Genomic DNA, 23592 nt, shown 5'->3' on the forward strand with positions numbered 1-23592 from the left:
TCGCCGGCGGCCGATACGATCGCGGTGGTGGCCGAGACAGTAGATCCAGCAGACGCAGACGCCGCGGAACTGATGACGCGGCGGCTGGCGCGCGCCGTCGGTCCCGCGACTGCGAAGGCGCTCGGCACCCTCGGTATCCGCTCCACGGACGAGCTGCTCCGCCACTTCCCTCGCCGCTACCTGCACCGGGGCAAGTACACCCCGCTGGCTGACCTGGTCCCCGGCGAGCACGCCACGGTGATGGCCGAAGTGGCCGACATCGAGAGTCGTCCGGCGCGCAACCGCAAGCTGCAGGTGGTGAAGGTGACTATCACCGACGGCCACACCCGACTCCCGCTGACCTTCTTCGCCCGCAACGGCGGCATGGTCGCCCATCTGCGCCGTCAGCTGCCGCTGGGAGCCTCGGCGATGTTCTCCGGCCAGGTCTCCCTCTATCAGGGCGCCCCCCAGCTGACCCACCCGGAGTACGAACCGCTCGAGGACGAAGCCGACGAATCGTTGGTGCGGGCCCACGTGAACCGACCCGTGCCGGTCTACCCGGCCACGGCAAAGCTCCCCAGCTGGAAGATCGCCAAGGCCATCCGGATGGTGCTCGACCCGATGAGCGAGTCCGACACGTCCGAATGGCTGCCCGACGACGTCGTCCAGCGGCGGCACCTGCCAGCCGCCGGACTTGCGTTGCGGATGATCCACCAACCGACCACGGACGAGGAGTGGAAGCAGGCGCAGCGCCGGTACCGCTACGAAGAGGCGTTCATCCTCCAGACGGCGCTCGCTCGCCGCCGCGCCGACATCGCCTCCTACGATGCCACGCCCCGACCCCCACGGCCGGACGCCCTCGTGGACGCGCTGGATGAGCAACTCCCGTTCGCCCTGACCGCTGGACAACTCGCCGTCAGCGAGGAGATCGGCGCGGACCTCGCCGGTGACGAGCCCATGCAGCGGCTGCTCCAGGGCGAGGTGGGTTCCGGTAAGACCGTGGTGGCCTTGCGCGCCATGCTGCAGGTGATCGACGCCGGTGGCCAGGCTGCCCTGCTCGCACCCACTGAGGTACTTGCGCAGCAGCACGCTCGCTCGATCGCGCACCTGCTCGGCCCGCTCGGGGAGGCCGGGATGCTCGGAGGCGCGGCCGACGGCACCAGGATCGCGCTGCTCACCGGTTCGATGGGGGCCGCGGCCCGCCGCCAGGCCCTCGCCGACGCGGCATCCGGGGCCGCCGGGATCGTGATCGGTACCCACGCCCTACTCTCGGAGCAGGTGCAGTTCGCCGACCTCGGGCTCACAGTGGTGGACGAACAACACCGGTTCGGTGTGGAGCAGCGCGATGCCCTGCGCGCCAAAGGCCGCACCATGCCGCACCAGCTCTTCCTCACTGCCACGCCGATCCCACGATCTGTGGCGATGACGTTCTTCGGGGACGTGGACGTCTCCACCCTGCGTGAGATCCCCGCCGGGCGTCCGCCCGTGGAGACGTTCCGGGTGCCGGCCGACAAGCCCCGCTGGCTCGCGCGCACGTGGGAGAAGGTGGCTGAGGAGGTGGGCAAGGGGAACCGTGCCTACGTGGTGGCACCTCGGATCACCTCCAGCACACCCGAGGACGACGCCGGCCCAGTCGTCACAGCCCTGCGTGCCACGGACGCCGTCGGGGGTGGCGTGCACCCCGGCGAACCGTCGACGGTCGAGGACACCTACGCCGCTCTTGGCCGCGAACCCGCTCTCGCCGGGGTGGCCCTGGCGATGATGCACGGGCGCCTGAGCGCCGAGGAGAAGGACGCCGCGATGTCCGACTTCGCCGCCGGCCGCACCCCGGTGCTGGTCACCACCACGGTGATCGAGGTGGGGGTGGATGTGCCCGAAGCCACCGTGATGGTGATCTTGGACGCCGACCGGTTCGGTATCTCCCAGCTCCATCAGTTGCGCGGGCGGGTAGGCCGCGGCACCGCCCCGGGTACCTGCCTGCTCGTCTCCGCGGCTCCGGAGCAGAGCCCGGCCTGGGAACGGCTGAACGCTCTGGTCGAGACCACCGACGGGTTCGTCCTTGCCGAACGCGATCTCGAACAACGCCGTGAAGGAGACGTGCTGGGCGCAGCGCAGTCCGGCCGGGGGAACTCCCTCACGATGCTGCGCGTCCTGCGCGATCGCGAACTCATCGAACAGGCACGAGATGATGCCAGGGCGTTGATCGCCATCGACCCGAATCTTGCCCACCACCCCGAGGTGCTCACCGAGATCACCCGGCTCGTCGATCCCGACCATGAGGAGTACCTGGACCGTGCCTAAGCGCAAGACCTCCGCACCCCCGCTGGTGCGCGCCAAGTCGGTGAGTGTCGGCTACGGCAGCACCATCGGCAGTGCCGTGTGCCCGCCCATCAGCGTCGACCTGCCCGCCGGACACGGGCTCGCGATCGTGGGTTCCAATGGCACCGGCAAGTCCACGTTCCTGCGCGCCGTGGCCGGCCTGCTCGATCTCCTCGGTGGTTCGCTGGACGTGCTCGGCAAGCCGGTGGATGAGCGCACCCAGCGGTTCCGGGCCGAGGTGGCCGTGGTGCTCGATGAGGACTCCTATCTGCCCGCCCTCACGGTGCGTGAACACCTGTTGCTGACCGCCCGCGGGCACGGCATGACCGAGGTGAGTGCCAAGGTGACCCAGGCGATCGAGGAATTCGGCCTCACCGCACGGCAGAATGCCGCCCCGACGGCACTGTCCTCAGGGCAGCGCCGCCGACTGCTGCTTGCCGCCGCCTTCGTTCGCCCCCGCACGCTCCTGGTGCTGGACGAGCCGGAGCAGCGCCTGGACTCCGGGATGCGCGACCGGTTGGCGCAGCGCCTCGTGGCCGAACGCGAGTCCGGCGGCGGAGTGGTGATGGCCACCCATGATCCAGTGCTCGTGCGGGAGGCCGCCACGCGCGTGGTGGTCCTCGCCGAGGACAGGGTTCGCGTGGTCTCGGCCGAAGAAGGCGCCCGAGCGATCGAGGAACTGTGACTGCCGAGAACTGGCCCAGCGGGCGCCAGCTGCGCCGGCTCACCCGCACCGCCACCGAGGCGCACACCGGCGGCAGCGCCTTCGAGGCGCTGTCCGAGATCTACTCCGTGCTGTTCAGCATGGCCATCGCGCTGGTCATCGCCCTCGGTGCAGTGCAGGGGCTGAACGCGACCCTGAACACCGGTCCGGATGCGGCTTCCCTGGACCCGCTGTGGCTGGCCGTGGTGACGCTACTGATCGTCACGGGCGGGATCATCGGCCTGGCCGGACGGCTCGGTCCGGTCGGGATGGGCGGCGGACAAGCGACCTGGTGGCTGACCACACCGGCGGATCGTCGCGGCCTGTTGCGCCCGCGCTTCATCCTGGTTCCGGTGCTCGGCGGCGCCGTGGGAGCAGCCGGAGGGGCGCTCGCGATGTTCCTCGCGCTCGGGATGGACCCGAGCGTGGGCTGGGGTATCGGGGCGTGCGCTGCCGGCGGCGCGACGCTGGCACTCGCCACTGCAGCGGGTCAGATCGTGCTCGGCAACCGCAAGTCGCGCCGACTGCGCCCCGCGATCCTGGCCGGCGACGCCCTGATGGCCGCGGGCCCCCTCCTTGGTGCCGCCGTGGCGGTGCTGCGCCCCTCGGCACCGGCACTCGAGAGCTTCACGGGATGGCCCGTGATTCTTGGCGTCGGCGTCGTGGCGGCGATCGGACTCACCTGGTGGGCCGAGCGCAGTCTTGAGCGGATCTCCGGCCGCGAGTTGCGTGCCCGGGGCGCTATCAGCGCCTATGCGGGCGGCGCCGTGACGTCCCTGGACACGCGTGAGCTCGGCCGCGCGCTGAGCGTCAACACCGCCCCCGATTCCCGACGGCGCTCGGCCACCTTCTCCTGGGTGCGCGGCCCAGTCTCAGCGATCGTGACCAGTGACGCGACAGTGTTCATCCGCTCACCCCGGCACGTGATCCAGGTGCTCGTGGCCGCCTGCCTCGCGGTATTGCCGATGCTGGCCGGGTGGCCGTTGTGGCTCAACCTGGCGGCCCTGATCCTGGGCGGTGCACTGGCAGCTATGGCCACTGGGGAGAGCGCCCGCCGTGCCGAGATGGCCCCGGTGCTGGATCGGCACTTCCCGATCTCGGCATTCGACGTACGCAAGGTGCGCGCCATCTGGCCGGTGTCCGTGATGGTGCTGTGGTGTGTGCCCATCTTCGCCTTCTGGGGCGCGGCGCACGGCGCGATGCTTGGTTGGACAGCGGTGGGGGTGTTGTGTGCGCCCACCTTCGCCGCCGGCGTGATCAGGGCCGCGTATCGCAAACCCCCGGACTGGAACAAGCCACTGATCCACGGCCCGATGGGGCCGGTCGCGCCCGGTGTGATGCTTGCTTTTGCCCGGGGACCGGATCTGGTGGTCTTGTGCCTGATCCCGCTACTCATCGGTGCCATTGCGCTCGGTCCGGCACCCATGGTGCTCGCAGGTCAGCTGGCCACGTCCGCACTCGGCCTGTTCGTGGCCACCCGGGTCAAAGATGAGAAGAAGCCCAGTTGGATGGAGCAGGCTCAGGCCGAGCGCGATCGCCAGCAGCGTGAGCGTGGCCGATGACCCGCATCGTTGCCGGCAGCGCGGGCGGGCGCCGTCTCGACGTTCCGCCGCGTGGCACCCGGCCCACGAGTGAACGGGTGCGTGAGGCCGTTTTCTCCCGGCTCGAGCATCTGGGAGTGATCGAGGGCGCGCGCGTGTTGGACCTGTACGCGGGTTCGGGGGCCCTTGGATTGGAGGCAGTGAGCAGGGGAGCGCGTGAGGTCGCCCTGGTGGAGTCCGGACGGCTCGCGGCCACGGTGTGCCGGGACAACGCCCGCCGCGCCGGTCTCTCCGATCGGGTGCGGGTGTACCCGGTGACGGTCGGCAAGCATCTCGCTGCAGGTCCGCCGGGAGCTGGGTACGACCTCGTCCTTATCGACCCGCCCTACGACCTCGATGAGATCGACCGGGTACTCGCGGCCCTCGCCGGACCAGGCTGGCTCGCACCGCAGGCGACGATCGTTCTCGAGCGGTCCAGCCGGTCACCGGCGCCGGTGTGGCCGAAGGGGTGGACCGAAGATGGCGAGAAGGCGTACGGCGACACGGTTGTCTCCTACGCCGTCGGGCCCTGACGCCCTGACCTGGTGCCCCCGAAGGTTGCTGATCTCTCAACGAGAGCAGGGGCGGCAGGTCACGCTCAGCGGGTCCAGGGCGCACCCAGCTCGGTGAACGTGGCCAACTCGTCAGCGACTCGCTGACACCAGCCGTCCACACCGCGGACCACTCGGTAGGAGTCGGGTCCCTCGCCCACCTGCTCCTGGTGCTCGGCAGCGATCGGTGCCGGGTCGGGGGCCGTGCGCACGGCCTCCAGGACCCGCATGAATGCGCCTGTGTCGCGCACATCCGCCAAGAGCGGCGCACCCGTCTGCAGGTGGTCCAGGAGGTTATCGAAAAGGCTCGTTCGTCCCACCTCTTCGGTGTCCTCACTCCCGCCGGCACGGACCGTGAGCACGTCGGTGGTGTAGTGGAACTCGATCGTGCCGGCGGTGCCGTGGACGAACAACCGCGGTGTGGTGTGCGGCTCTTCAGCCGCCAGCGTCAGACCCAGCGCGATTGGCATCCCGGAGATGGTGCGCAGCCGCACGGCGGAGGTGTCGTCTGCCTCGATGTCGTTGGCGTGGAAGAGGTCCACCACCACCTCGGCCACGTCCTCGGCACGCCGTGCACCGGCGATCCTCAGGGCCGAGGCGATCGAGTGCGCGAGGGGATTCGTGACCGCACCGTCGATGACCTCCACCCCGTCGAGGCGGCGCATCCCCGCCCAGCGGGAACGGTCGTAGTAGGAGCGGGCCCGGCGCCATAGACCGAGACCGCCGATGCCGGTGACCGTTCCGATCGTCCCCGAGGCCACTATCTCGGCGATCCGGTCGAATGCGTGCGAACCGAAGCTCTGAAACCCGACCTGCACGCTCTTGGAGGTCTCGTCCGCCACCTCGATCAGCTCGGTGAGCTCGGCGAAGGATGCCGTGGTGGGCTTCTCCAGGAGCACGTGCGCACCGGCGCGCATCGCCTGGGCAGCAAGTGGCAGGTGGGTGTGAATCGGGGTGGCGAGGGTGACCACGTCCGGCGCCGTATGGGCCAGCAACTCGCTCAGGTCACCGAATACGGGTGTGCCTTCGGGCACGGTGTCAGCCCCATCGAGCCCCCGCGGGTCCGCCACGGCCACCAGGCGGGCCCGGCCCTCGGTGGCCAGCTGGGCGATCTGGTGCAGATGCTGGCTGCCGTACCCGTGGATCCCGACGACGGCGAAGGTGGTGGTCACGAAAGGCGCTCCAGTCGTTCATAGAGGATGGCGGCGTCGTCGGTGGTGAGTGCACGATCGGCGAGCACCGCCCACAGGTACAGATCCAGGTGCGTACCGGCCGCCACCGTGCGCGGTTCCTGCCAGGCAGCGGCAGGGCCGGCGCCCACGTAACCGGTGGTCCGTACGAACCACGGCAGCGTCGTCTCGCGTGGCTGCCCGAGCAGTAGGCTCACCGGTCCGGTGTCACGTTCCTGCACCAGTAGAAGCCAGGGGGAGGAGTCATTGCCGAGCGGATCTCCACCACCGGCTACCTGGGAGGAGGTGGGAATGTGCTCGCCGGAGACACGCCAGAACACTCCGCCGTAGCCAGCCCCGGTGCGGCCCCGGGTCGCGGGCGAACCAATGGTGAGATCGCCTCCGCCGTCGGCGTGCATGCGTGAATGCCAGCGCAGCGCCCAGGCGTCCTCGGCGGGCAGGAGGTCGGCGAGGATCTCGCGGTCCTCAGTGAGTACGTGGGTGCCGTCGGCGTCCACCCAATCCAGGCGTTCCGCGATGTGGTGCTCGCTCGTCTCGGTCCGGCGGGGAATCTGGCGGCCGTGGTTGGCCAGCATCTCGTAACCGCTCGGGTGTACGTACGACTTCCCGCCCCAGAACATCGTGCCGTTCACCTCCACCACGGCGTTGCTCACGCCGTGGTGGTGAGTGTGGTCGGCAGGAAGTATCTCGGTGAGTTCGACTCCTGCGGAGGTCCGTACCGGGTGCAGATAGGGGCGCGGGGAGAGGTCCGCCGCCATCTCCCGGCCATCGCGGTAGCGGGCGACCTCCCGGGTGCCCAAGCGTAGGGAGACCGTGGCCTTTGCATTGCCCTGTGTGCCCGGAGCGTCTGGCACTGTCACGAGGAGTTCCTTCTCACGGGTGCGGGGGACGGGTCGCCCCGAGGGCGACGCACATGGCAGTCTATCGGCAACCGCTTACCCGTCCGGGTCCGGGGCCACCGACCAAGGAGAGTCATGTCGCAGCAGGACACCACCGCCGTCGTGGTCTCGGGAGCGGGCCGCTACGCGGACCCGTGGCACGACTTCGAGGGCACCTCTGCCGTGCTGGCCACGCAGCTCCATGCGCTCTCCATCCACACCCAGGTGCTGGTCGCAGGAGAGGCCGAACCGCCGGCAGGCACTGTCGACCTGATCGTGGTGAACGCCGGAGGCGGCAGCACCCCCACCCCGGTCAGCGATACCGAAGAGGACGTGCGGGCGCGAGCGTTGCGCGACTGGGTGCTGGCCGCCGTCGGGCGTGGCGTGCCGGTACTGGCCACACACACCGGATCGAACGCGTTCTACGAAGACGACCGATGGGCCCGGGCCCTGGGAGGGCGTTGGGTACCCAAGCAGACCGGGCACCCGCGGCCCTCCTGGCACCCACCGCGAGGCCGGGCCACCGTGGCGGTCCCCGAGACGGGGCACCCGATCACGGCCGGCCTGCCGGCCGAACTGGCGATCGACGACGAACGTTACAGCGACCTCGAGGTGCACGAGGATTCGGTGGTGTTGCTCGAGCACACGGAAGACGGCGTCCGGCACAGCATGTCCTGGGCCGCCGAGTCGGTGCCGGGGTTGCGCGGGCGCGCGGTCTACGACGGCCTTGGGCACGATGTGACGGCGTGCCGTGAGCCGGCCCGGATCACCATGCTGACCAGGGAGCTGGACTGGCTGCTCGGCTGATCGCGGGCCTGAACTCTCAGCCTCAGGTGACTGCGCCCACGTGCCAGGGGATGAACTCCTCCTGGCCGAGGTCCAGATCCTCGCTCACTGTCGTCTCCCCGGAGGCCACGGCCACGATCTGGCGGTAGATCTCCTCGCCCACCTCGGCGAGGGTGGCCGTTCCGTCCACAATCCGCCCGCAGTTGATGTCCATGTCCTCGCGCATCCGCTCGTACATCTGCGTGTTCGTGGCGAGTTTGATCGAAGGCGTGGGCTTGCAGCCGAGCACCGAACCGCGGCCGGTGGTGAAGCACACCACGGTGGCCCCACCCGCGACGAGACCGGTCACCGAGACCGGGTCGTACCCGGGGGTGTCCATGAACGTGAATCCTTTGGCAGTGATCGGTTCGGCGTACTCGTACACCCCGGCCAGCTCAGCCGTGCCGCCCTTGGCCACGGCCCCGAGCGACTTCTCCAGGATGGTGGTCAAGCCGCCGGCCTTGTTCCCGGGGGAGGGGTTGTTGTCCAGGGTGCCGGCGCCGGCGGCGGTGTAGTTCTTCCACCACTCGATCCGGTCCAGGAGCCGCTGCCCTACCTCGGCCGAGACAGCACGCCGGGTGAGCAGGTGTTCGGCACCGTAGACCTCCGGCGTCTCGGCCAGCGTGGAGGTGCCACCGGCGGCCACCAGCAGGTCCGAGGCATGCCCGAGCGCCGGGTTGGCGGTGATACCGGAGTATCCGTCGCTGCCGCCGCAGTTCAGGCCCAACATCAGGTGCGAGACGTCTGCCGGCTCGCGGCGCGCCTCGTTCACCCGAGGGAGCATCTCGCGGATCTTCTCCACACCGGCCCGCACCGTGGCGCGTACACCGCCGATGTCCTGGATCGTCATCGTCTCCACGTAGGCGCCCTCGGGCAGGCCCAGTCCCTCGACCAGGGAGTTCACCGCGATCATCTCGCAACCCAGGCCGAGCACCAGCAGGCCACCGAAGTTCGGGTGGTTCGCGTACCCGCGCAGCGTGCGCAGCAGCATCTGCCCACCTTCGGAATCGGGCACGAGCCCGCAGCCACTCTGGTGGGTGATCGCCATCACGCCGTCCACATCGGTGTACTCGTCGAGTGACGCGTGCCGGAACTGGTCCGCGATCATGTTCGCCGAGCTCGCCGAGCAGTTCACCGAGGTGATGACGCCGATGTAGTTGCGGGTGCCGACGCGCCCGTCGGGCCGGTGGTAGCCCAAGAATGTGCGCGGCAGGTCGGAGTTCTCTGGGAACGTCGGCGTGTGGCGGGCCGTACCGAACTCGTGCTCGCGCTCGTCCAGGTCCATTCCCAGGTTGTGCGCGTGCACGTGCATGCCCGGTTCGATCGGTTCCGTGGCGCGGCCGATCGACTGGCCGTACTTGAGCACCTGGCCGCCCTCGGGCACCGAGCGCACGGCGACCTTGTGCCCCTGCTGGACGGCCGCCGTCGTGCGGAACGGCTCGAGGTCCGCCAGGGCGATCTCCGTGCCGGCCGGGAGATCGGCCGTGGCCACCACCACGTGGTCTTCCGGTCGCAGGCGCAGGACGGCGGTCGATTCGCTGGCAGGCAAGAGACACCTTCGCTCGGGGTGGGTGACGTATGGCTCATCCTACCCGAGAAACCGGTCTCTCGGCGGGCGCTGTGGGCCATCTTCGGGCCCGCGACGGTAGGTTGGCGCATGTGACTTCTCGTATCGCCGTGTGCCCCGGGTCCTACGACCCGGTCACCCTCGGGCACCTGGACATCGTCCGGCGCGCCCGGACCCTGTTCGAGGAGGTGGTGGTGGCCGTCGGCATCAATGCGACGAAGGCTGCGCTGCTCGATGCCGACGAGCGTGTTCACCTGTTCACCGAAGCGGTGGCCAATTTGGAGGGTGTGCGGGTGGTGCGCATGCCAGGACTGCTCGCGGACCTGTGCGCCGAGCTCGGTGCCCACGCGATCGTGAAGGGCCTGCGCGGCGGTGCCGACTACGACGCCGAACAGCCGATGGCCTTGATGAACCGGCACCTCAGCGGTGTGGAGACCGTGTTCGTGACCGGTGCGCCCGAACTGGCGCACGTCTCCTCCTCCATGGTCAAGGACGTGGCCCGTTACGGCGGCGACATCACCGACCTGGTCCCACCCGCCGTCAGCGACGCGGTCTACGCAGCGTTGGCACCTCAGATGAAGGATGGTTCCCGATGAGCAAAGAAGCTGAGCAGGGTGAGTCTCTGGTGGCTATCCTCGCCGAACTCGCTGACGTCGTCTCCTCCGCCCGGTCGATGCCGATGTCCGCCTCGGTGCTGGTCAATCGCGCCGAGGTGCTCGAGCTGATCGATTCCGCCACGGCGGTGCTTCCGGACCAGATCACTCGAGCCGACTCGGTGGTGGCGGATGCCGATTCCGTTCTTCAACGCGCCCGGCGCGAAGCCGGCACGATCGTGGAGAAGGCGAAAGCCCAGGCCGATGAGTTGGTCTCCCGCGAGGCGGTGATCGCCGAGGCGAACGAGCGCGCCGAACGCATCGTCAGCGACGCCGAAGAAGCCGCCGAGAAGCTCTCCCGGGAAGCAGATGACTACTGTGATCGTCAGCTCGCGCAGTTCGAGATCGATCTCAACTCGATTGCCGGTCAGGTTGCTGCCGGCCGCGCTCGGCTGATGGAGCGTGCGCGGACGCGGGCGTCGAACACCCACGCAGACGGAGGTGAGAAGGAGTGAAGCCGTACCAGATCTCCACCCACGATCTCGGCCGCCGGGCCGGGTCCATGCGCACCCTCGCCCTCGACGTGCCGGTCGCCGACCCGATGGGCACCGAGGTGATCGCCGTTCCGGCCGGGGAAGAGGTCGCACTCGATCTGCGCCTGGAGGCCGTGATGGACGGCGTTCTCGTGACCGGAACCGCGCAGACGAGGGCTGCTGGGGAGTGCGTGCGGTGCCTGGCTCCGCTCAGCCTCGACCTGGATGTGGACATCACCGAGATGTTCGCCTACCCGGGAACACAGGAACCCAGTAAAGGCGGCGGTGACGAGCACGACGAGGACGAGGAACTCCTGCCTGAACTCGAAGGCGAGATCCTGGACCTCGAGGCGACGGTGACGGACGCCGTCGTGCTCGCACTCCCGTTCCGGCCACTGTGCCGCGCCGACTGCCCCGGGCTCTGCCCCACCTGCGGGGTGCGCCTGGCCGACGCCGAACCTGACCATGCACATGAACAGATCGACCCGCGTTGGTCTGCACTCGCGGCACTGGCTGGTGCGGAGATCCCCACCGAGGCCGACGATGATTCCGAAGGCGCAGGAGAGTCGCCGCAGTGAAGGCACCGTCCGTCGACGAGCTGATCGAGGCGCTGGGGATCGAGGTGGACCCGGAGCTGCTGGTCCTCTCCCTCACCCACCGGTCGTTCGCACACGAGGCCGGCGGTATCCCCACCAATGAGCGCCTGGAGTTCCTGGGAGATGCGGTGCTCGGGATCATCGTGACCGAGCACCTGTACCGCACGCACCCGGACAATTCCGAAGGCGACCTGGCCAAGATGCGCTCGGCCACCGTGTCCCAACGAGCACTCTCGGCTGTGGCTCGTGAGCTTGGGCTCGGTGAGTATCTGCTGCTCGGGCGGGGCGAGCGGGGCACCGGTGGGCACAACAAGGATTCGATCCTGTGCGACACCATGGAAGCCGTGATCGGTGCGGTGTACCTGTGCCACGGGCTGGAGCCGACGCGGGCGTTCGTGGAGCGGCTGGTCGGCCCGACCCTGGAGTCCGCGGCTGGACTCGGAGCCGGGCTGGACTGGAAGACCAGCGTGCAGGAGCTCGCGGCCACCCATGGTTTGGGTGCTCCGGCCTACCAGGTAGACAGTTCCGGACCCGATCACGAGCGGCACTTCACGGCCACGCTCATGCTGGGCGAACGTTCCTGGGGCGCGGGTGAGGGCTCATCGAAGAAGATCGCCGAGCAGCGGGCGGCGGAGAGTGCCTACCGGGCACTTGAAGCGGACGGGGCCGATGCATCGGCCGATCCGGTGGACGCGGACCGGTAGGTGCCTGAGCTTCCCGAGGTGGAGACCGTCCGTTCCGGTCTCGCCCAACACGTCCTGGGCCGCCGGATCACTGGCGTGCAGGTGCTGCGTGAGCGGGCGGTGCGGCGCCAACTCGGTGGCGCCGAGGAGTTGAGAGCCCTGCTGACCGGGCGTGCCTTCACGGCGGCGGTGCGGCGGGGCAAGTTCTGCTGGCTCACGCTGGACGGTCCGGGCGGCGTGGGGGAGGACTACGCACTGCTCGCCCATCTGGGGATGAGCGGGCAGCTGCTGGTCTCCGATGATGCCGCGACCAATCCGCACCTGCGGGTGCGGATCGAGCTCGCCGACGGACCCGACCTGTGGTTCGTGGACCAGCGCACGTTCGGCTACCTCACCGTGGCCGATCTGGTCCCCACCGCCGACGGCGGCCCTGGCGGTGACGCCGGTGGGTCACCTGTGGCGCCCCTTCTGCCGGCCCCGGTGGCCCACATTGCCCGCGACCTACTCGACCCTGTGCTCGCCGAGCCGCGCGCCCGCGCTGCGCTGAATCGTCGGGTGCGGGCCGGTCGTCGGGGGATCAAACGGGCACTGCTGGACCAGGAGTTGACCTCAGGTATCGGGAACATCTACGCCGATGAGGCGCTGTGGCGGGCGAAAGTGCACTACGCCCGGCCCACGGATCGGATGCGCCCGGCGATGGTGGCAGCGGTGCTCGACGCCGCCGAGGCCGTGATGCGCGATGCACTCGTGGCCGGCGGAACCAGCTTCGACGCCCTGTACGTGAACGTGAACGGCGCCTCCGGATACTTCGACCGCTCACTCGCTGTCTACGGCCAGGACGGCCAGCCGTGCCCGCGGTGCGGCGCGGGCATCGTTCGCGAGACGTTCATGAACCGGTCCTCGTTCTTCTGCCCGCGCTGCCAGCGTCCGCCGCGCTGACGCGCCGTCTGAACCCCGCGCCATCTGAACCCCTTTTTCATGTAAGAACCCTCCGCTGCGAGGGTTCAGACACGAAAAGTGGGTTCAGATGCGGGTGCGAGGAAGCGGATCCACACGCGTCAGCGGTCCACGCGCGCGCTCCCGCCACCGGCGAGCTTGAGCACCTCGGCCTTGGTGACCATGGTGGTGTCGCCCGGGGTGGACATGGCCAGCGCGCCGTGCGCGGCTCCGTAGTCCACCGCCGTCTGGATGGACTCACCCTCGAGCAGCCCGTAGATCAGCCCGGAAGCGAACGAATCGCCACCGCCCACCCGGTCCAGGATCTCCAGGTGCTCGCGGTGGGTGGCCTCGGCGAAACCTTCCTCGCGGGACCAGGCGATGGCGCCCCAGTCGTTGTCCGAGGCGGTGTGCACGGTGCGCAGCGTGGTACCGATCACCTGGAAGTTGGTGAACGCCTCCGAGGCGGTGGCGATCATCGCCTTGAAGTTATCGATGTCGAGGTTGTCCAGGTTGTCCCCAGTGCCCTCCACTTCGAAGCCAAGTGAGGCGGTGAAGTCCTCCTCGTTGCCGATCATCACGTCGATGTGCGGCGCGATCGCGGTGTTCACCTCGCGGGCCTTGGCTTGGCCGCCGATGGTCTTCCACAGGCTGGGCCGGTAATTAAGGTCGTAGGAGACGACCGTGCCGTGCTTCTTCGCCGCCGTGACCGCCTCGATCACCACGTCGGCAGTGGAGTCGGACAGGGCGGCGAAGATGCCGCCGGTGTGCAGCCAGCGCACGCCGAGCTCACCGAAGAGGTGGTCCCAGTCCACCTGGCCCGGCTTCATCTGGCTGATTGCGGTGTTGCCCCGGTCGGAGACGCCGACGGCCCCGCGCACCCCGAAGCCCCGCTCGGTGAAGTTCAGGCCGTTGCGCACCTCGCGGCCAATCCCGTCATAGGGCACCCAGGTAATGAACGAGGTGTCCACCCCGCCGGTGAGCATGCAGTCCTCCACCAGCCGGCCCACCTCATTGTCCGCGAGGGCGGTCACGGCGGCCGCGCGCAAGCCGAAGGCACGGCGCAGCCCACGGGCCACGTTGTACTCGCCACCGCCCTCCCAGACGCGGAAGTTGCGGGTGGTGCGGATGCGGCCCTCGCCCGGGTCCATCCGAAGCATGATCTCGCCCAGGGAGACGACGTCGTAGCGGCACTCGGATGCGGGGCGGATGGTCAGGCTCATGAAATCCCTCGTCGATCTAGTTGCTGGAACAGGTGGCAGCGGTGCTCAGGCTCAGCCGGCGACGAGCGTGACGGCCTCGCGGGTCAGTTCGCTGACGCGGTCGAAGTTGCCGGCCGCGATCTCGTCCCGCGGAACCATCCACGACCCGCCCACGGCCAGCACAGCGCTGACGGCGGTGTACTCGGCCACGTTCTTCGGTCCGATCCCGCCGGTGGGTACGAATCGCAGCCCACCGAACGGGGCAGCGAGGGCCTTGATCGCCTTCGCTCCGCCAGAGGTCTCGGCGGGGAAGAACTTCACCACCTCCAGGCCCTCGGCCAGGGCGGCCTGCACCTCGGTGGCAGTCACCGCTCCCGGCAGGGGCAACACGCCACGCTCCAGGCAGCGGCGCACCACCGCCTGGGAGAACCCGGGGGAGACGACGTAGGACGCACCGGCGTCCACGGCCGCATCCACCTGCTCCGGGGTGAGCACGGTACCGGCGCCGACGAGCATGTCGCCACGAGCCGACATCGCACGGATCGACTCCACAGCCGCTGCTGTCCGGAAGGTCACCTCGGCCACCGGAAGCCCACCGGCCACCAGAGCCTCGGCAAGCGGGGCCGCCGAGGCGGCGTCGTCGAGCACGACCACGGGGACGAGGCGGGCGGCACCGATGCGTTCAACGAGTTCGGCTGACTGCTGCGTCATATCTCTCCTCTGCGCAACGCCGCTCGGGCGAGTGCGTCACAAACGTTTGCACGAAGTCAATGAAAGGCACGCTAGCATGGTCAGATCGAGCGGTACAAGCGCACTGCAAACGTTTGCGAAGCAGGAGGTGGTGAGCCGGTGGTGACGACTCTTCGTGAGGTCGCGGCCGCCGCCGGCGTCTCCATGGCCACCGTCTCCCGCGCGCTCGCTGGGTCCACGATCGTGGCAGCAGGCACCCGGGAGCGAGTCCGGCGCATCGCCGCCGAACTGGACTACCAGCCCAACCGCGCGGCTCGTCAGCTCGTCACCGGGCGAGGGCAGGCCATCGGTCTCGTGGTGCCCGACCTACAGAATGCCTTCTATGCCTCCGTCGCCACGGGGATGCAACGCCAGGTCCGAGCCGCGGGCCTGAGCGCGATGATCGCCGACACCGACGAAGACGCTAGCCGCGAGCTCGAGGTGCTCGGCCAGCTGGCGATGGTGTGTGACGGCGCGGTACTTGCCTCCTCCCGGACCAGCGATGACGATATCGCTGAGGTGGCGGGGCGAACCCGCGTGGTGTTGGTGAACCGGGTGCTTGAGGGCGTTGCCGCCGTGGTCGGCGACAACGCCGACGGGATGGCCCAGGCGGTGGCGCACCTGGCCGCACTGGGCCACACCCGCATCGGGTATGCCGGTGGCCCGGCCATGTCCTGGTCCGATGCGCGCCGCCGCGAGGGGCTCACCGAGGCCGCCCGGCATGAGCTCGCCGCCGGTGCCGTGGTGGACCTGGGCGCCTTCCGCCCTGGCTCGGCCGGGGGTATCGCCGCGGCCGATCGTGCGCTTGCCGCAGGGGTGACGGCGATCCTCGCCTTCAACGACCAGCTCGCCCTGGGCATTCTGGGCCGGCTGGCCGACCGGAGCGTGAGCGTCCCGCAGCAGATGAGTGTGGTGGGCTTTGACGATGTCCCGGTCGCCCGACTGCTTGCCCCACCGTTGACCACGGTGGCCGTGCCCGCGCTGGAGATGGGCGCCACAGCAGTCGACCTGCTGCTCACCCCGGGCGAGGCAGCGACCCGGGTTCTTCCCGTCGAGTTGCAGGTGCGTAGGTCAACGGCAGAACCACCGGGCTGAGGCCTGGGTGATCAGCCGGTGGCGAGCATCGCCACATCGACGGCGACCTCGGGTGCGCAGTGCAGCAGGAAGGCCGGCCAGAGGCTACGGGTGTAGGCCCAGATCCAGGCGAGGAGCACACCCATGCCGGCGGCGAAGACCCCGCCCGCCACGTTGACCGAGAACGCTCCGTCCGGGCTGAGCAGGATCATGTGCCCGGCGCCGAAGACCACACTGGTGATCACCAATCCCCAACCCACAGGCGCCCCGCCGAGACGCCACGGTGTCCCGAAGGCGCGGTCGAGCACCGCGAGCATCGCCCCGCGCCAGATCAGTTCCTCAGTCAGGTTCGGGATCGTCAGGTTGAACAGCACCTGCTCAAGCCCGGTCTGTTGGTGGGCGTTCTCGTCGAGCACCACCGACAGCAGCGACAAACCGACGAAGATCGTGAACACTGCCGCAATGGCGAGTAGTGCCCGGCGGGCGGAGCCGGGCCGGAGGCGCCAGGTCATCCCCGCCTCCTCGCGCGCCCAGCGGCGCAACACCCAGAACAGGATTCCGACCCAGAGGAGGTCCAGGATCTTGCCCTGCCAGTTGTGCTCGAACGGCTCGAAGAGGGCAAGTCGCGGAATTCGCCCACTCAGCGAGGTGAGCATCACGAAGCCGCTGACAACGGCGAGTGCCGGCCAGATGCGCGCGCTGGCGAGGGCCCCGCTGGGTGCCCCTTCCCTGGGCGGGTCCTGGTTGCGGTGAAACCGGGCGATCAACCACGGCACGGCGGCCACCACCAGCGCAATCGCGACGAGGATGCCACCCCAGAGCAGCGCCGCGGTGATGACGGAGGCGACCGGCGCGCCGTCGGGATCAGGCGCCAGCAGCGCGGAGGCGAGGAGCACTGCCGCCACCGGGAGTACGACCGGGGCGATCCACCGAGTGCTCGTGGTGGGGGTGGCATCGTGCGATGGCGAGGTTCGACCCATGACAGCCAGCCTATGAAAAGGCACGCCCAGGCGTCCGTGCCGGAGGTCACGACTCCTACCCATGACTGGTGGCACGGGCGGTGAGCGGATTGGCCGCCACCCGTCGGCCCCGCCCGCGCACGCCGACGTGTGACCGGCCACGGCATAGGCTGGACTCGTGGCGGATCCAGTGCGCGTGCTCATCGTGGACGATCACGAGATCGTCCGCCGCGGCATCGCCGGGGTGATCGACACCGCTGCCGACCTGACCGTGGTGGCCGAGGCCGCATCCGTCGCTGAAGCACGCCGCCGCGGCGCGCTCACCCGCCCCGATCTGCTCCTGGTGGACCTGCAGCTCCCGGACGGCACCGGCCTGGACGTCATCCGCGCGATACGCGCCGAGGTGCCGCAAGTCCGTGCCGTGGTCCTGACCTCGTTCGGCGACGAGGATGCCCGCGCAGCCGCGCTCGAGTCCGGCGCGCACGCTTTCGTGCTCAAGACGGTGCGCGGTACCGAGATCGTCGAGGTCGTCCGCGCCGTGGCGGCCGGCCGCACCCTGCTGCGCGAGGGCCTCGCCCGGCCCGTTGGCAGCGAGGACGACCCCACGGCCGCGTTGACCCCCACCGAACGGCGCATTGTCGCTCTCATCGGGGACGGTCTTTCGAACCGGGAAATCGCCGAATCTCTCGGCGTGGCCGAGAAGACCGTGAAGAACCACGTGACGTCGCTGTTGGCGAAGATGGGACTGCAACGCCGCACGCAGGTGGCCGCCTGGGTGGCCGGTCACCGTGGCGGCCGGTGGCGATCGGCCCCGACCCACTGACGCAAGACTCCGCTGGGTAGGCTCGCAGCACACCCGAGCACAGGAGACACCCACGTGACGCATGACCTCGACCAGCTGGCCACCACCGTGCACCGGCTGATGCCCCAGGCACTCGCGGACCTGACTGAACTCGTAGCCTTTCGTTCCGTGCAGGACCCATCCGTGGAGGATCCGCAGCAGTGCCGCCTTGCCGCCGAGTGGGTCCGTGACCATCTCATCGCCCTCGGCCTGAGCGATACGTCGCTGGTGCGCACTCCGGACGGCAGTGACGCCGTCATCGGCCATTACGAGGGCCCGCCTGGCGCGCCGCGTGTGCTCCTCTACGCCCACTACGACGTGCAACCGGCCTCCACCACCGATGCCTGGGTCAGCGACCCGTTCACCCTGACCGAACGAGACGGGCGCTACTACGGCCGCGGCGCCGCCGACTGCAAGGGCAGCGTGGTCTCCCACCTCACCGCGCTGCGGGCGCTCGCAGCCATCGGCCAGACCGAGTACCCGGTCTCGCTCACCGTGGTGATCGAGGGATCCGAGGAACAGGGCACCGGTGGGCTGGAGCAGTACGTGGCCGCCCATCCGGACGAGTTTGAGGCGGACGTGATCCTCATCCAGGACACCGGCAATGTCGTGGTCGGCCAGCCCACCCTGACCGTCGCGCTGCGCGGTGTCGCGGACGTGGTGGTGCGAGTGGAGTCCCTCGCCGGTGAGCTGCACTCCGGGGCGTTCGGTGGCGCAGCGCCCGATGCGCTTGCGGCATTGGTCTCCATGCTCGCCACGCTGCGCGATGGAGAGGGCAACACCACGATCGAGGGTCTCGCCGCCGACGGCGTGTGGCCCGGAACGGCCTACGACGAGGCCACGTTCCGTACCGACGCAGGCATCCGCGATGGCGTGGCCGTGCTGGGCTCAGGCGCTGTGGCGGACATGGTCTGGGCACGCCCCGCCGTCACCATCCTCGGCATTGACGCCCCTCCCGTGGCGGGTTCGGTCGCGGCCATCCAGCCGACGGCGGCCGCTCGCCTGAACCTGCGGGTGCCCCCGGGCGTTGATGCCGGTGAGGCGGCCGATCTGCTCATGGCACAGCTGCGCCGGGTGGCGCCCTGGGGGGTGCGGGTGAGCACCGAACTGCAGGGACTGGGGTCCCCATTCGGCGCACGCACGGACACCCGCGAGTTCGAGACGCTGCGGTCCGCCCTTGCCGAGGCGTTCGGGCGCCCTGTTATCACCGCTGGTCAAGGCGGATCCATTCCCTTGACGGCGGCCCTCGCCACCGCACATCCCGACGCTTCGATCGTGATGCTCGGCCTGAGCGACCCGGCCAGTCAGATGCATGCCCCGAATGAGAGTGTGCACCCGGGCGACCTCGAGCGCACGGCCGTCGGGGTCGCGACCTTCCTATGCCGCCTCGGCGGTTGAGGGCCTCAGGCTGACTCGGGCGGAGGACCAGTGCTCTCCCGCACCACCAGCTCAGTGGCAAGGTCCACCCGCAGCGCCGACGGCTGCTCTCCACGGGAGAGGGTGAGCACCATCTGTGTGGCTGTGGCGGCCATCTGCCGCAGCGGCTGGTGCACTGTGGTGAGGGTGGGGGAGTACCAGGACGCGATCGGTAGATCGTCGTATCCCACCACGGAGAGATCTTCGGGCACGCGCAGGCCGAGCTCCCGCGCGGCCCGCAGGACGCCGACGGCCTGCATATCCGAGCCGGCGAAGATCGCGGTAGGCCGGTCCTCGCGGCTGAGCAGATCGCGCGCGTGGTCCTCGCCGCGCCAGATGTAGAAGTCGCCCCACCGCACGAGAGCCGGGTCGTAGGCGATTCCGGCTTGGTCCAGGGCGCTGCGGTAACCGTCCACTCGTGCACGTGAGCACAGGACGTCCGGCTGCCCGGAGATGACGGCGATCCGGCGATGGCCGAGGCCGATGAGGTGCTTCGTGGCGGCCAGGCCGCCATCCCAGTTCGTCGAGCCGACGGCTGGCACACCCGGGCGAGGTTCGCCATCGGTGTCCACCACCACCGAGGGGATCTGACGTGATTCGAGCTGATCGTGTTGGGCATCGGTGAGCCGCGCGAGCACGAGGATCACCCCGAGCGGGCGGCGCGCGAGCACGTTGTCCAGCCAGTCCTGAGCGGGCCGATGCCGCCCGCCCAGTTCGGAAAGCACCATGCCGGCCCCGGCGGCCCCGGCGGTCTCCTCCACGGCGCGGATGATCTCCATCGACCATTCGTTCGTGATCTCGTGGAAGACCAGGTCGATCATCGGCGGACCGGAGCGGACCGGCCCGCGGTTACGTCGACGGTATCCGTGTTTGGCGACGATCTCCTCGACGCGCGCTCGCGTCGCGGCCGCGACGTCGCTGCGCCCGTTGAGCACCTTGGAGACAGTCGGCACAGAGACGCCCGCTTCCGCCGCAATCGACGAGATCGTCGAGGTCTCCTGCTCTGACATGGCCACCTTCCCGTTCGCAACTATCGGAGCGACGCTACCACGGCGGTCGGGACCAGTGCGTGAAGGGTGAGAGTGCGAGTTGTGCCTCGCCTTCGTCGAGGGTGCCCTATGTGCGCGCGAATCGGCGCGTAGACGGGTCGATCTGAGCGTCCACATCCCCTGCTTGACGGGCGCGGCCCCATCGCCTAATCTCACCGTACTATCGTTCCATAGTCCGATAGTTGCGAACTGATGGTCCGCGAAGACGAAGGAGTCTGATGATGCGTGATATCGACACTCGAGGCCGAACTAGCGGTAGCGCCTTCGGCGGCTTTCCGGCGATGAACAGCACGGCGTCCCGCCGCAGTTTCCTGGGCTTCTCCGGCGCATCGGCTCTCGCACTGGGGCTTGCTGCCTGTGAGGGCGGAACCCAGCCGGGTGAGAATCCCGACGGCGCCGGCTCGGCGAACGTATGGATCCTCACCGGAGGTATGTGGCCAGTGATCAGTGATTCGGTGAGCCGCTGGAACGAGGCCCATCCGGATCAGGAGATCTCCGTCGAAGAGTTCGAGAACGACGCCTACAAGGAGCGAATCCGCACGGCGGTAGGTGCGGGGCAGGCGCCTACTCTGGTGCTGAGCTGGGGCGGTGGCACCCTCGCGGACTATGCCAACAACGACCAGATCATCGATCTGTCCGGCTCCACCGGCGACCTCGAGGAACGGCTCCTCCCGTCAGTCGCGCAGAACGGTCAGGTGGACGGCACCACCTACGCCGTTCCGGTCAACGACGTGCAGCCAGTAGTCCTGTTCTACAACCGCGACATTTTCGATGAGCACGGACTCGAGGTGCCCACCACCTATGAGGAGATGCTCTCGGTCAGCGCGGAACTCCAGGACAACGATGTGCTGCCGTTCGCCCTGGCAGGCGCCAGCGTCTGGCCCGAACTCAAGTGGATTCAGTACCTGACGGACCGCATCGGCGGTCCGGAGGCCTTCCAAGCCGTTCTCGATGGTGAACCTGATGCGTGGTCTCACCCAGCGTTCTTGGAGGCGACCACCCGCATCCAGGAGCTGGTCGAAACGGGGGCGTTCGGCGACAACTATGCGTCTGTCGCTGCGGACCAGAACGCCGACATTGCGCTCGTGCACACAGGCCGGGCAGCCATGCTCCTGTGGCTCAGTTCGGCCTACGCCACCTTCCGCAGTGACGCAGCCGAGTTCACCGAGTCGGCTCTCGGCTGGACACAGTTCCCGTCGGTCGAGGGCGGTGCGGGAGACCCGGCCAACATCGTGGGGAATCCGGCCAACGTGTTCTCCGTCTCTTCCGCCGCCTCCGACGAGGAACAAGAAGCCGCCCTTGGCTGGATCAGCGAGCAGCTCTACGACGACACCCAGATCGAGGAGATGATCGCCGCGGGTGCGGTGCCACCGGTCCAGGGGATCGCCGACCAGTTGGCTGAAAGCGAGAACGGCGACTTCCTGACCTTCTCCTACGACTTAGCCAGCGAAGCACCGCACTTTCAGCTCTCCTGGGACCAGGCGTTGCCCCCGGGTCCTGCACAGGAGTTGCTGACCAACCTGAGTCAGCTGTTCCTCATGCAGATCACACCCGAGGAGTTCGTCGACAACATGAACGCCACGCTCTGAGATGGCGCTGTCGACTGACCAGCCGGACATCGGCACTCGGACCACCGCGCAGCGGACCAACTCCTCAGGTAGCGGTCGCGGGGGACCCTCCTTCCTGATGGCGGTGCCGGCGCTCGCATTCTTCGCCGCGTTCGCGTTGATACCCCTGGGCGGGGTGGTCGTGCTCTCGTTCATGGAGTGGGACGGACTGTCCTCGCCGCAGTGGGCGGGGCTGGCGAAGTGGGAGCAGACTCTCGCGGACCCGGTGACCCGGCACGCCATGTGGCTCACGTTCGTCTTCACCGCCGTGTCGTACGTGTTCCAGGCGCCGGTGGCGTTGCTCCTCGGCGTTTTCATGGCGGGCCGCCAGCGGTATCGCGCATTCCTTTCGGTGCTGTACTTCCTGCCTTTGGTGTTCTCCGCCGCGGCCGTCGGCATCACGTTCCAATCGCTGCTCGATCCGAACTTCGGGCTCTCCCGAGCGTTCAACTCGGAGTTCCTGGGGCAGAACTGGCTTGGTGACCCGGACCTGGCGCTTTTCGTCGTCGTCTTCGTCGTGGCGTGGTGTTTCGTGCCGCTGCACTCGCTCCTCTACCAGGCTGGTGTGCGACAGATCCCTGAGTCGTTGTATGAGGCGGCCACGATTGACGGGGCCGGACGCCTGGCTCGGTTCGTCAACATCACGCTGCCGCAACTTCGGTACACGATCATCACCTCATCGACATTGATGCTGGTGGGTTCCCTCACCTACTTCGACCTGATCTTCGTGCTCACCGGAGGCGGGCCCGGGGGAGCTACGCGCATCCTTCCGCTCGATATGTACCTCACCGGATTCCGCAGTTACGACATGGGGCAGGCGAGTGCGATCGCCGTGATCCTGGTCGCGGTAGGGCTGGCACTCGGTCTCGCCCTGAACCGGCTCTCGGGCGCCAGCAAGATGGAAAGTCAGCAGGCGGGCCTGTGATGCGATATCAACGGCCGAATGTGGTGGGCGGTCTGGCTGGATGGCTATGGCTGCTCGTGATCATCGTCCCGATCTACTACATCGTCGTGACGAGCCTGCGGCCCCAGGCGGACTACTACGACGAGAACCCGCTCTCGATCCCGGGTAACCCGACTCTCGATGCCTACCAACTGGTGCTCGAGAACGAGTTCGTGCGATACCTGACCAACAGTGTGCTGGTCACGGTCGCTGCGGTGGCCGTCATCCTCGCGGTGTCGTTGATGGCGTCCTATTACGTGGTGCGTTCCACCAGCCGGCTGGCGAAGCGGACGCTCGAGCTGATTTTGCTCGGTATCGCGATTCCCCTGCAGGCGACGATCATTCCCGTCTACTACCTGATTGTGCAGATCGGCCTGTATGACACCTTGTGGGCCCTGATATTGCCGAGCATCGCATTCGGTATCCCGATCAGCGTGCTGATCATTACGAACTTCGTCCGAGACATCCCGGGTGAGCTGTTCGAATCGATGCGCGTTGACGGCGCCAGTGAGTGGCGGATCCTTCCCACGCTGGTGCTACCACTTTCTCGCCCGGCATTGATGACTGTCGGCATCTACCAGGCACTCCAGGTATGGAACGGCTTCCTCTTCCCGCTGGTACTGACGCAAAGCGCGGGGGTGCGCGTGCTGCCCCTCTCCCTGTGGTCCTACCAGGGCGAGTTCTCCACGAACGTCCCGGCTGTGCTTGCTGCTGTCACGCTCTCCGTCCTGCCCATCCTGGCGGCCTACGTCGTGGGCCGTCGCCAACTGGTCAGCGGCCTGACTGCTGGCTTTGGCAAGTAGCTGCCCCACCTCTGCCACACCAACCCAACCACCGAA

23 protein-coding genes are annotated in these 23592 nt (G+C 68.5%); 16 read left to right on the forward strand and 7 right to left on the reverse strand.

Annotated features, from left to right (window positions below; genetic code table 11):
• Positions 1 to 27 precede the first annotated feature (27 nt).
• Genes LQF10_RS06985 through rsmD form a run of 4 tightly spaced genes read left to right on the forward strand, consistent with a single transcriptional unit; the run spans position 28 to position 5114 of the window.
• Positions 28 to 2280 (forward strand): ATP-dependent DNA helicase RecG, encoded by a 2253-nt coding sequence (locus LQF10_RS06985; RefSeq protein WP_231066759.1) that lies wholly within the window; start codon positions 28 to 30, stop codon positions 2278 to 2280.
• Positions 2273 to 2983, forward strand: a complete 711-nt coding sequence (locus tag LQF10_RS06990; RefSeq protein WP_231066760.1) for an ABC transporter ATP-binding protein — start codon at positions 2273 to 2275, stop codon at positions 2981 to 2983. The genes LQF10_RS06985 and LQF10_RS06990 overlap by 8 nt, the downstream gene beginning before the upstream one ends.
• Positions 2980 to 4563, forward strand: coding sequence for a DUF6297 family protein (locus tag LQF10_RS06995; RefSeq protein WP_231066761.1), 1584 nt, complete (start codon positions 2980 to 2982; stop codon positions 4561 to 4563). The genes LQF10_RS06990 and LQF10_RS06995 overlap by 4 nt, the downstream gene beginning before the upstream one ends.
• Positions 4560 to 5114, forward strand: coding sequence for a 16S rRNA (guanine(966)-N(2))-methyltransferase RsmD (rsmD, locus tag LQF10_RS07000; protein ID WP_231066762.1), 555 nt, complete (start codon positions 4560 to 4562; stop codon positions 5112 to 5114). The genes LQF10_RS06995 and rsmD overlap by 4 nt, the downstream gene beginning before the upstream one ends.
• A gap of 65 nt (positions 5115 to 5179) precedes the next feature.
• Here rsmD and LQF10_RS07005 read toward each other — a convergent pair whose 3' ends face one another.
• Positions 5180 to 6304 (reverse strand): Gfo/Idh/MocA family protein, encoded by a 1125-nt coding sequence (locus LQF10_RS07005; protein WP_231066763.1) that lies wholly within the window; start codon positions 6302 to 6304, stop codon positions 5180 to 5182.
• Entirely contained in the window at positions 6301 to 7182 is an 882-nt protein-coding gene (locus LQF10_RS07010; protein ID WP_231066764.1) for a DUF6807 domain-containing protein, read from the reverse strand. The genes LQF10_RS07005 and LQF10_RS07010 overlap by 4 nt, the downstream gene beginning before the upstream one ends.
• Before the next feature lie 114 nt (positions 7183 to 7296).
• Here LQF10_RS07010 and LQF10_RS07015 point away from each other — a divergent pair, with 114 nt between their 5' ends.
• Positions 7297 to 8007 (forward strand): ThuA domain-containing protein, encoded by a 711-nt coding sequence (locus LQF10_RS07015; RefSeq protein ID WP_231066765.1) that lies wholly within the window; start codon positions 7297 to 7299, stop codon positions 8005 to 8007.
• A 22-nt stretch (positions 8008 to 8029) separates the two neighbouring features.
• Here the strand turns inward: LQF10_RS07015 and LQF10_RS07020 are convergent, their stop codons facing one another.
• Positions 8030 to 9574, reverse strand: a complete 1545-nt coding sequence (locus LQF10_RS07020) for a UxaA family hydrolase (protein ID WP_231066766.1) — start codon at positions 9572 to 9574, stop codon at positions 8030 to 8032.
• A gap of 110 nt (positions 9575 to 9684) precedes the next feature.
• On the opposite strand from LQF10_RS07020, the gene coaD reads away from it, so the two are divergent.
• The 5 genes from coaD to mutM are packed head-to-tail and all read left to right on the forward strand — an operon-like array spanning position 9685 to position 12936.
• Positions 9685 to 10188 (forward strand): pantetheine-phosphate adenylyltransferase, encoded by a 504-nt coding sequence (gene coaD, locus LQF10_RS07025; protein WP_231066767.1) that lies wholly within the window; start codon positions 9685 to 9687, stop codon positions 10186 to 10188.
• Complete coding sequence (locus LQF10_RS07030) at positions 10185 to 10700, forward strand: ATP synthase subunit B family protein (RefSeq protein WP_231066768.1); 516 nt, start codon at positions 10185 to 10187, stop codon at positions 10698 to 10700. Before coaD ends, LQF10_RS07030 begins: the two co-directional genes overlap by 4 nt.
• Positions 10697 to 11296, forward strand: coding sequence for a YceD family protein (locus tag LQF10_RS07035; protein ID WP_354002638.1), 600 nt, complete (start codon positions 10697 to 10699; stop codon positions 11294 to 11296). Before LQF10_RS07030 ends, LQF10_RS07035 begins: the two co-directional genes overlap by 4 nt.
• A complete protein-coding gene (gene rnc / locus LQF10_RS07040; protein ID WP_231066769.1) occupies positions 11293 to 12018 on the forward strand; it encodes a ribonuclease III in 726 nt (241 codons plus the stop codon). The genes LQF10_RS07035 and rnc overlap by 4 nt, the downstream gene beginning before the upstream one ends.
• The gene (gene mutM, locus LQF10_RS07045; protein ID WP_231066770.1) at positions 12019 to 12936 is read left to right on the forward strand and encodes a bifunctional DNA-formamidopyrimidine glycosylase/DNA-(apurinic or apyrimidinic site) lyase; all 918 of its coding nucleotides are present in this window, start codon (positions 12019 to 12021) and stop codon (positions 12934 to 12936) included.
• A gap of 119 nt (positions 12937 to 13055) precedes the next feature.
• Here mutM and LQF10_RS07050 read toward each other — a convergent pair whose 3' ends face one another.
• Both LQF10_RS07050 and eda read right to left on the reverse strand, forming a co-directional pair.
• Positions 13056 to 14156 carry a sugar kinase gene (locus LQF10_RS07050; RefSeq protein ID WP_231066771.1) on the reverse strand — a complete coding sequence of 367 codons (1101 nt, stop codon included), beginning with the start codon at positions 14154 to 14156 and terminating at the stop codon, positions 13056 to 13058.
• Positions 14157 to 14207: 51 nt separating this feature from the next.
• Positions 14208 to 14846 carry a bifunctional 4-hydroxy-2-oxoglutarate aldolase/2-dehydro-3-deoxy-phosphogluconate aldolase gene (gene eda, locus LQF10_RS07055; protein WP_231066772.1) on the reverse strand — a complete coding sequence of 213 codons (639 nt, stop codon included), beginning with the start codon at positions 14844 to 14846 and terminating at the stop codon, positions 14208 to 14210.
• A 141-nt stretch (positions 14847 to 14987) separates the two neighbouring features.
• Here eda and LQF10_RS07060 point away from each other — a divergent pair, with 141 nt between their 5' ends.
• A complete protein-coding gene (locus tag LQF10_RS07060; RefSeq protein WP_231066773.1) occupies positions 14988 to 15959 on the forward strand; it encodes a LacI family DNA-binding transcriptional regulator in 972 nt (323 codons plus the stop codon).
• 11 nt (positions 15960 to 15970) lie between these two features.
• Here the strand turns inward: LQF10_RS07060 and LQF10_RS07065 are convergent, their stop codons facing one another.
• Positions 15971 to 16918, reverse strand: coding sequence for a CPBP family intramembrane glutamic endopeptidase (locus LQF10_RS07065; RefSeq protein WP_231066774.1), 948 nt, complete (start codon positions 16916 to 16918; stop codon positions 15971 to 15973).
• Positions 16919 to 17075: 157 nt separating this feature from the next.
• Between LQF10_RS07065 and LQF10_RS07070 the strand changes: the two genes are divergently transcribed.
• Together LQF10_RS07070 and LQF10_RS07075 are read left to right on the forward strand one after the other, a co-directional pair.
• A complete protein-coding gene (locus LQF10_RS07070) occupies positions 17076 to 17720 on the forward strand; it encodes a response regulator (protein ID WP_231066775.1) in 645 nt (214 codons plus the stop codon).
• A gap of 54 nt (positions 17721 to 17774) precedes the next feature.
• Entirely contained in the window at positions 17775 to 19136 is a 1362-nt protein-coding gene (locus LQF10_RS07075; protein WP_231066776.1) for a dipeptidase, read from the forward strand.
• Positions 19137 to 19141: 5 nt separating this feature from the next.
• Here the strand turns inward: LQF10_RS07075 and LQF10_RS07080 are convergent, their stop codons facing one another.
• Complete coding sequence (locus LQF10_RS07080; protein ID WP_231066777.1) at positions 19142 to 20164, reverse strand: LacI family DNA-binding transcriptional regulator; 1023 nt, start codon at positions 20162 to 20164, stop codon at positions 19142 to 19144.
• A 320-nt stretch (positions 20165 to 20484) separates the two neighbouring features.
• Here LQF10_RS07080 and LQF10_RS07085 point away from each other — a divergent pair, with 320 nt between their 5' ends.
• From LQF10_RS07085 to LQF10_RS07095, 3 genes are read left to right on the forward strand one after another with little or no spacing between them, the layout of a single operon-like run.
• The gene (locus LQF10_RS07085; RefSeq protein WP_231066778.1) at positions 20485 to 21792 is read left to right on the forward strand and encodes an extracellular solute-binding protein; all 1308 of its coding nucleotides are present in this window, start codon (positions 20485 to 20487) and stop codon (positions 21790 to 21792) included.
• A 1-nt stretch (position 21793) separates the two neighbouring features.
• On the forward strand, positions 21794 to 22735 hold the full coding sequence (locus tag LQF10_RS07090) for a carbohydrate ABC transporter permease (protein ID WP_435531438.1): 942 nt from the start codon (positions 21794 to 21796) through the stop codon (positions 22733 to 22735).
• On the forward strand, positions 22735 to 23556 hold the full coding sequence (locus LQF10_RS07095; protein WP_231066779.1) for a carbohydrate ABC transporter permease: 822 nt from the start codon (positions 22735 to 22737) through the stop codon (positions 23554 to 23556). Before LQF10_RS07090 ends, LQF10_RS07095 begins: the two co-directional genes overlap by 1 nt.
• Positions 23557 to 23592: the final 36 nt, after the last annotated feature.

The organism is Ruania halotolerans, from assembly GCF_021049285.1.
Taxonomy (GTDB): domain Bacteria; phylum Actinomycetota; class Actinomycetes; order Actinomycetales; family Beutenbergiaceae; genus Ruania; species Ruania halotolerans.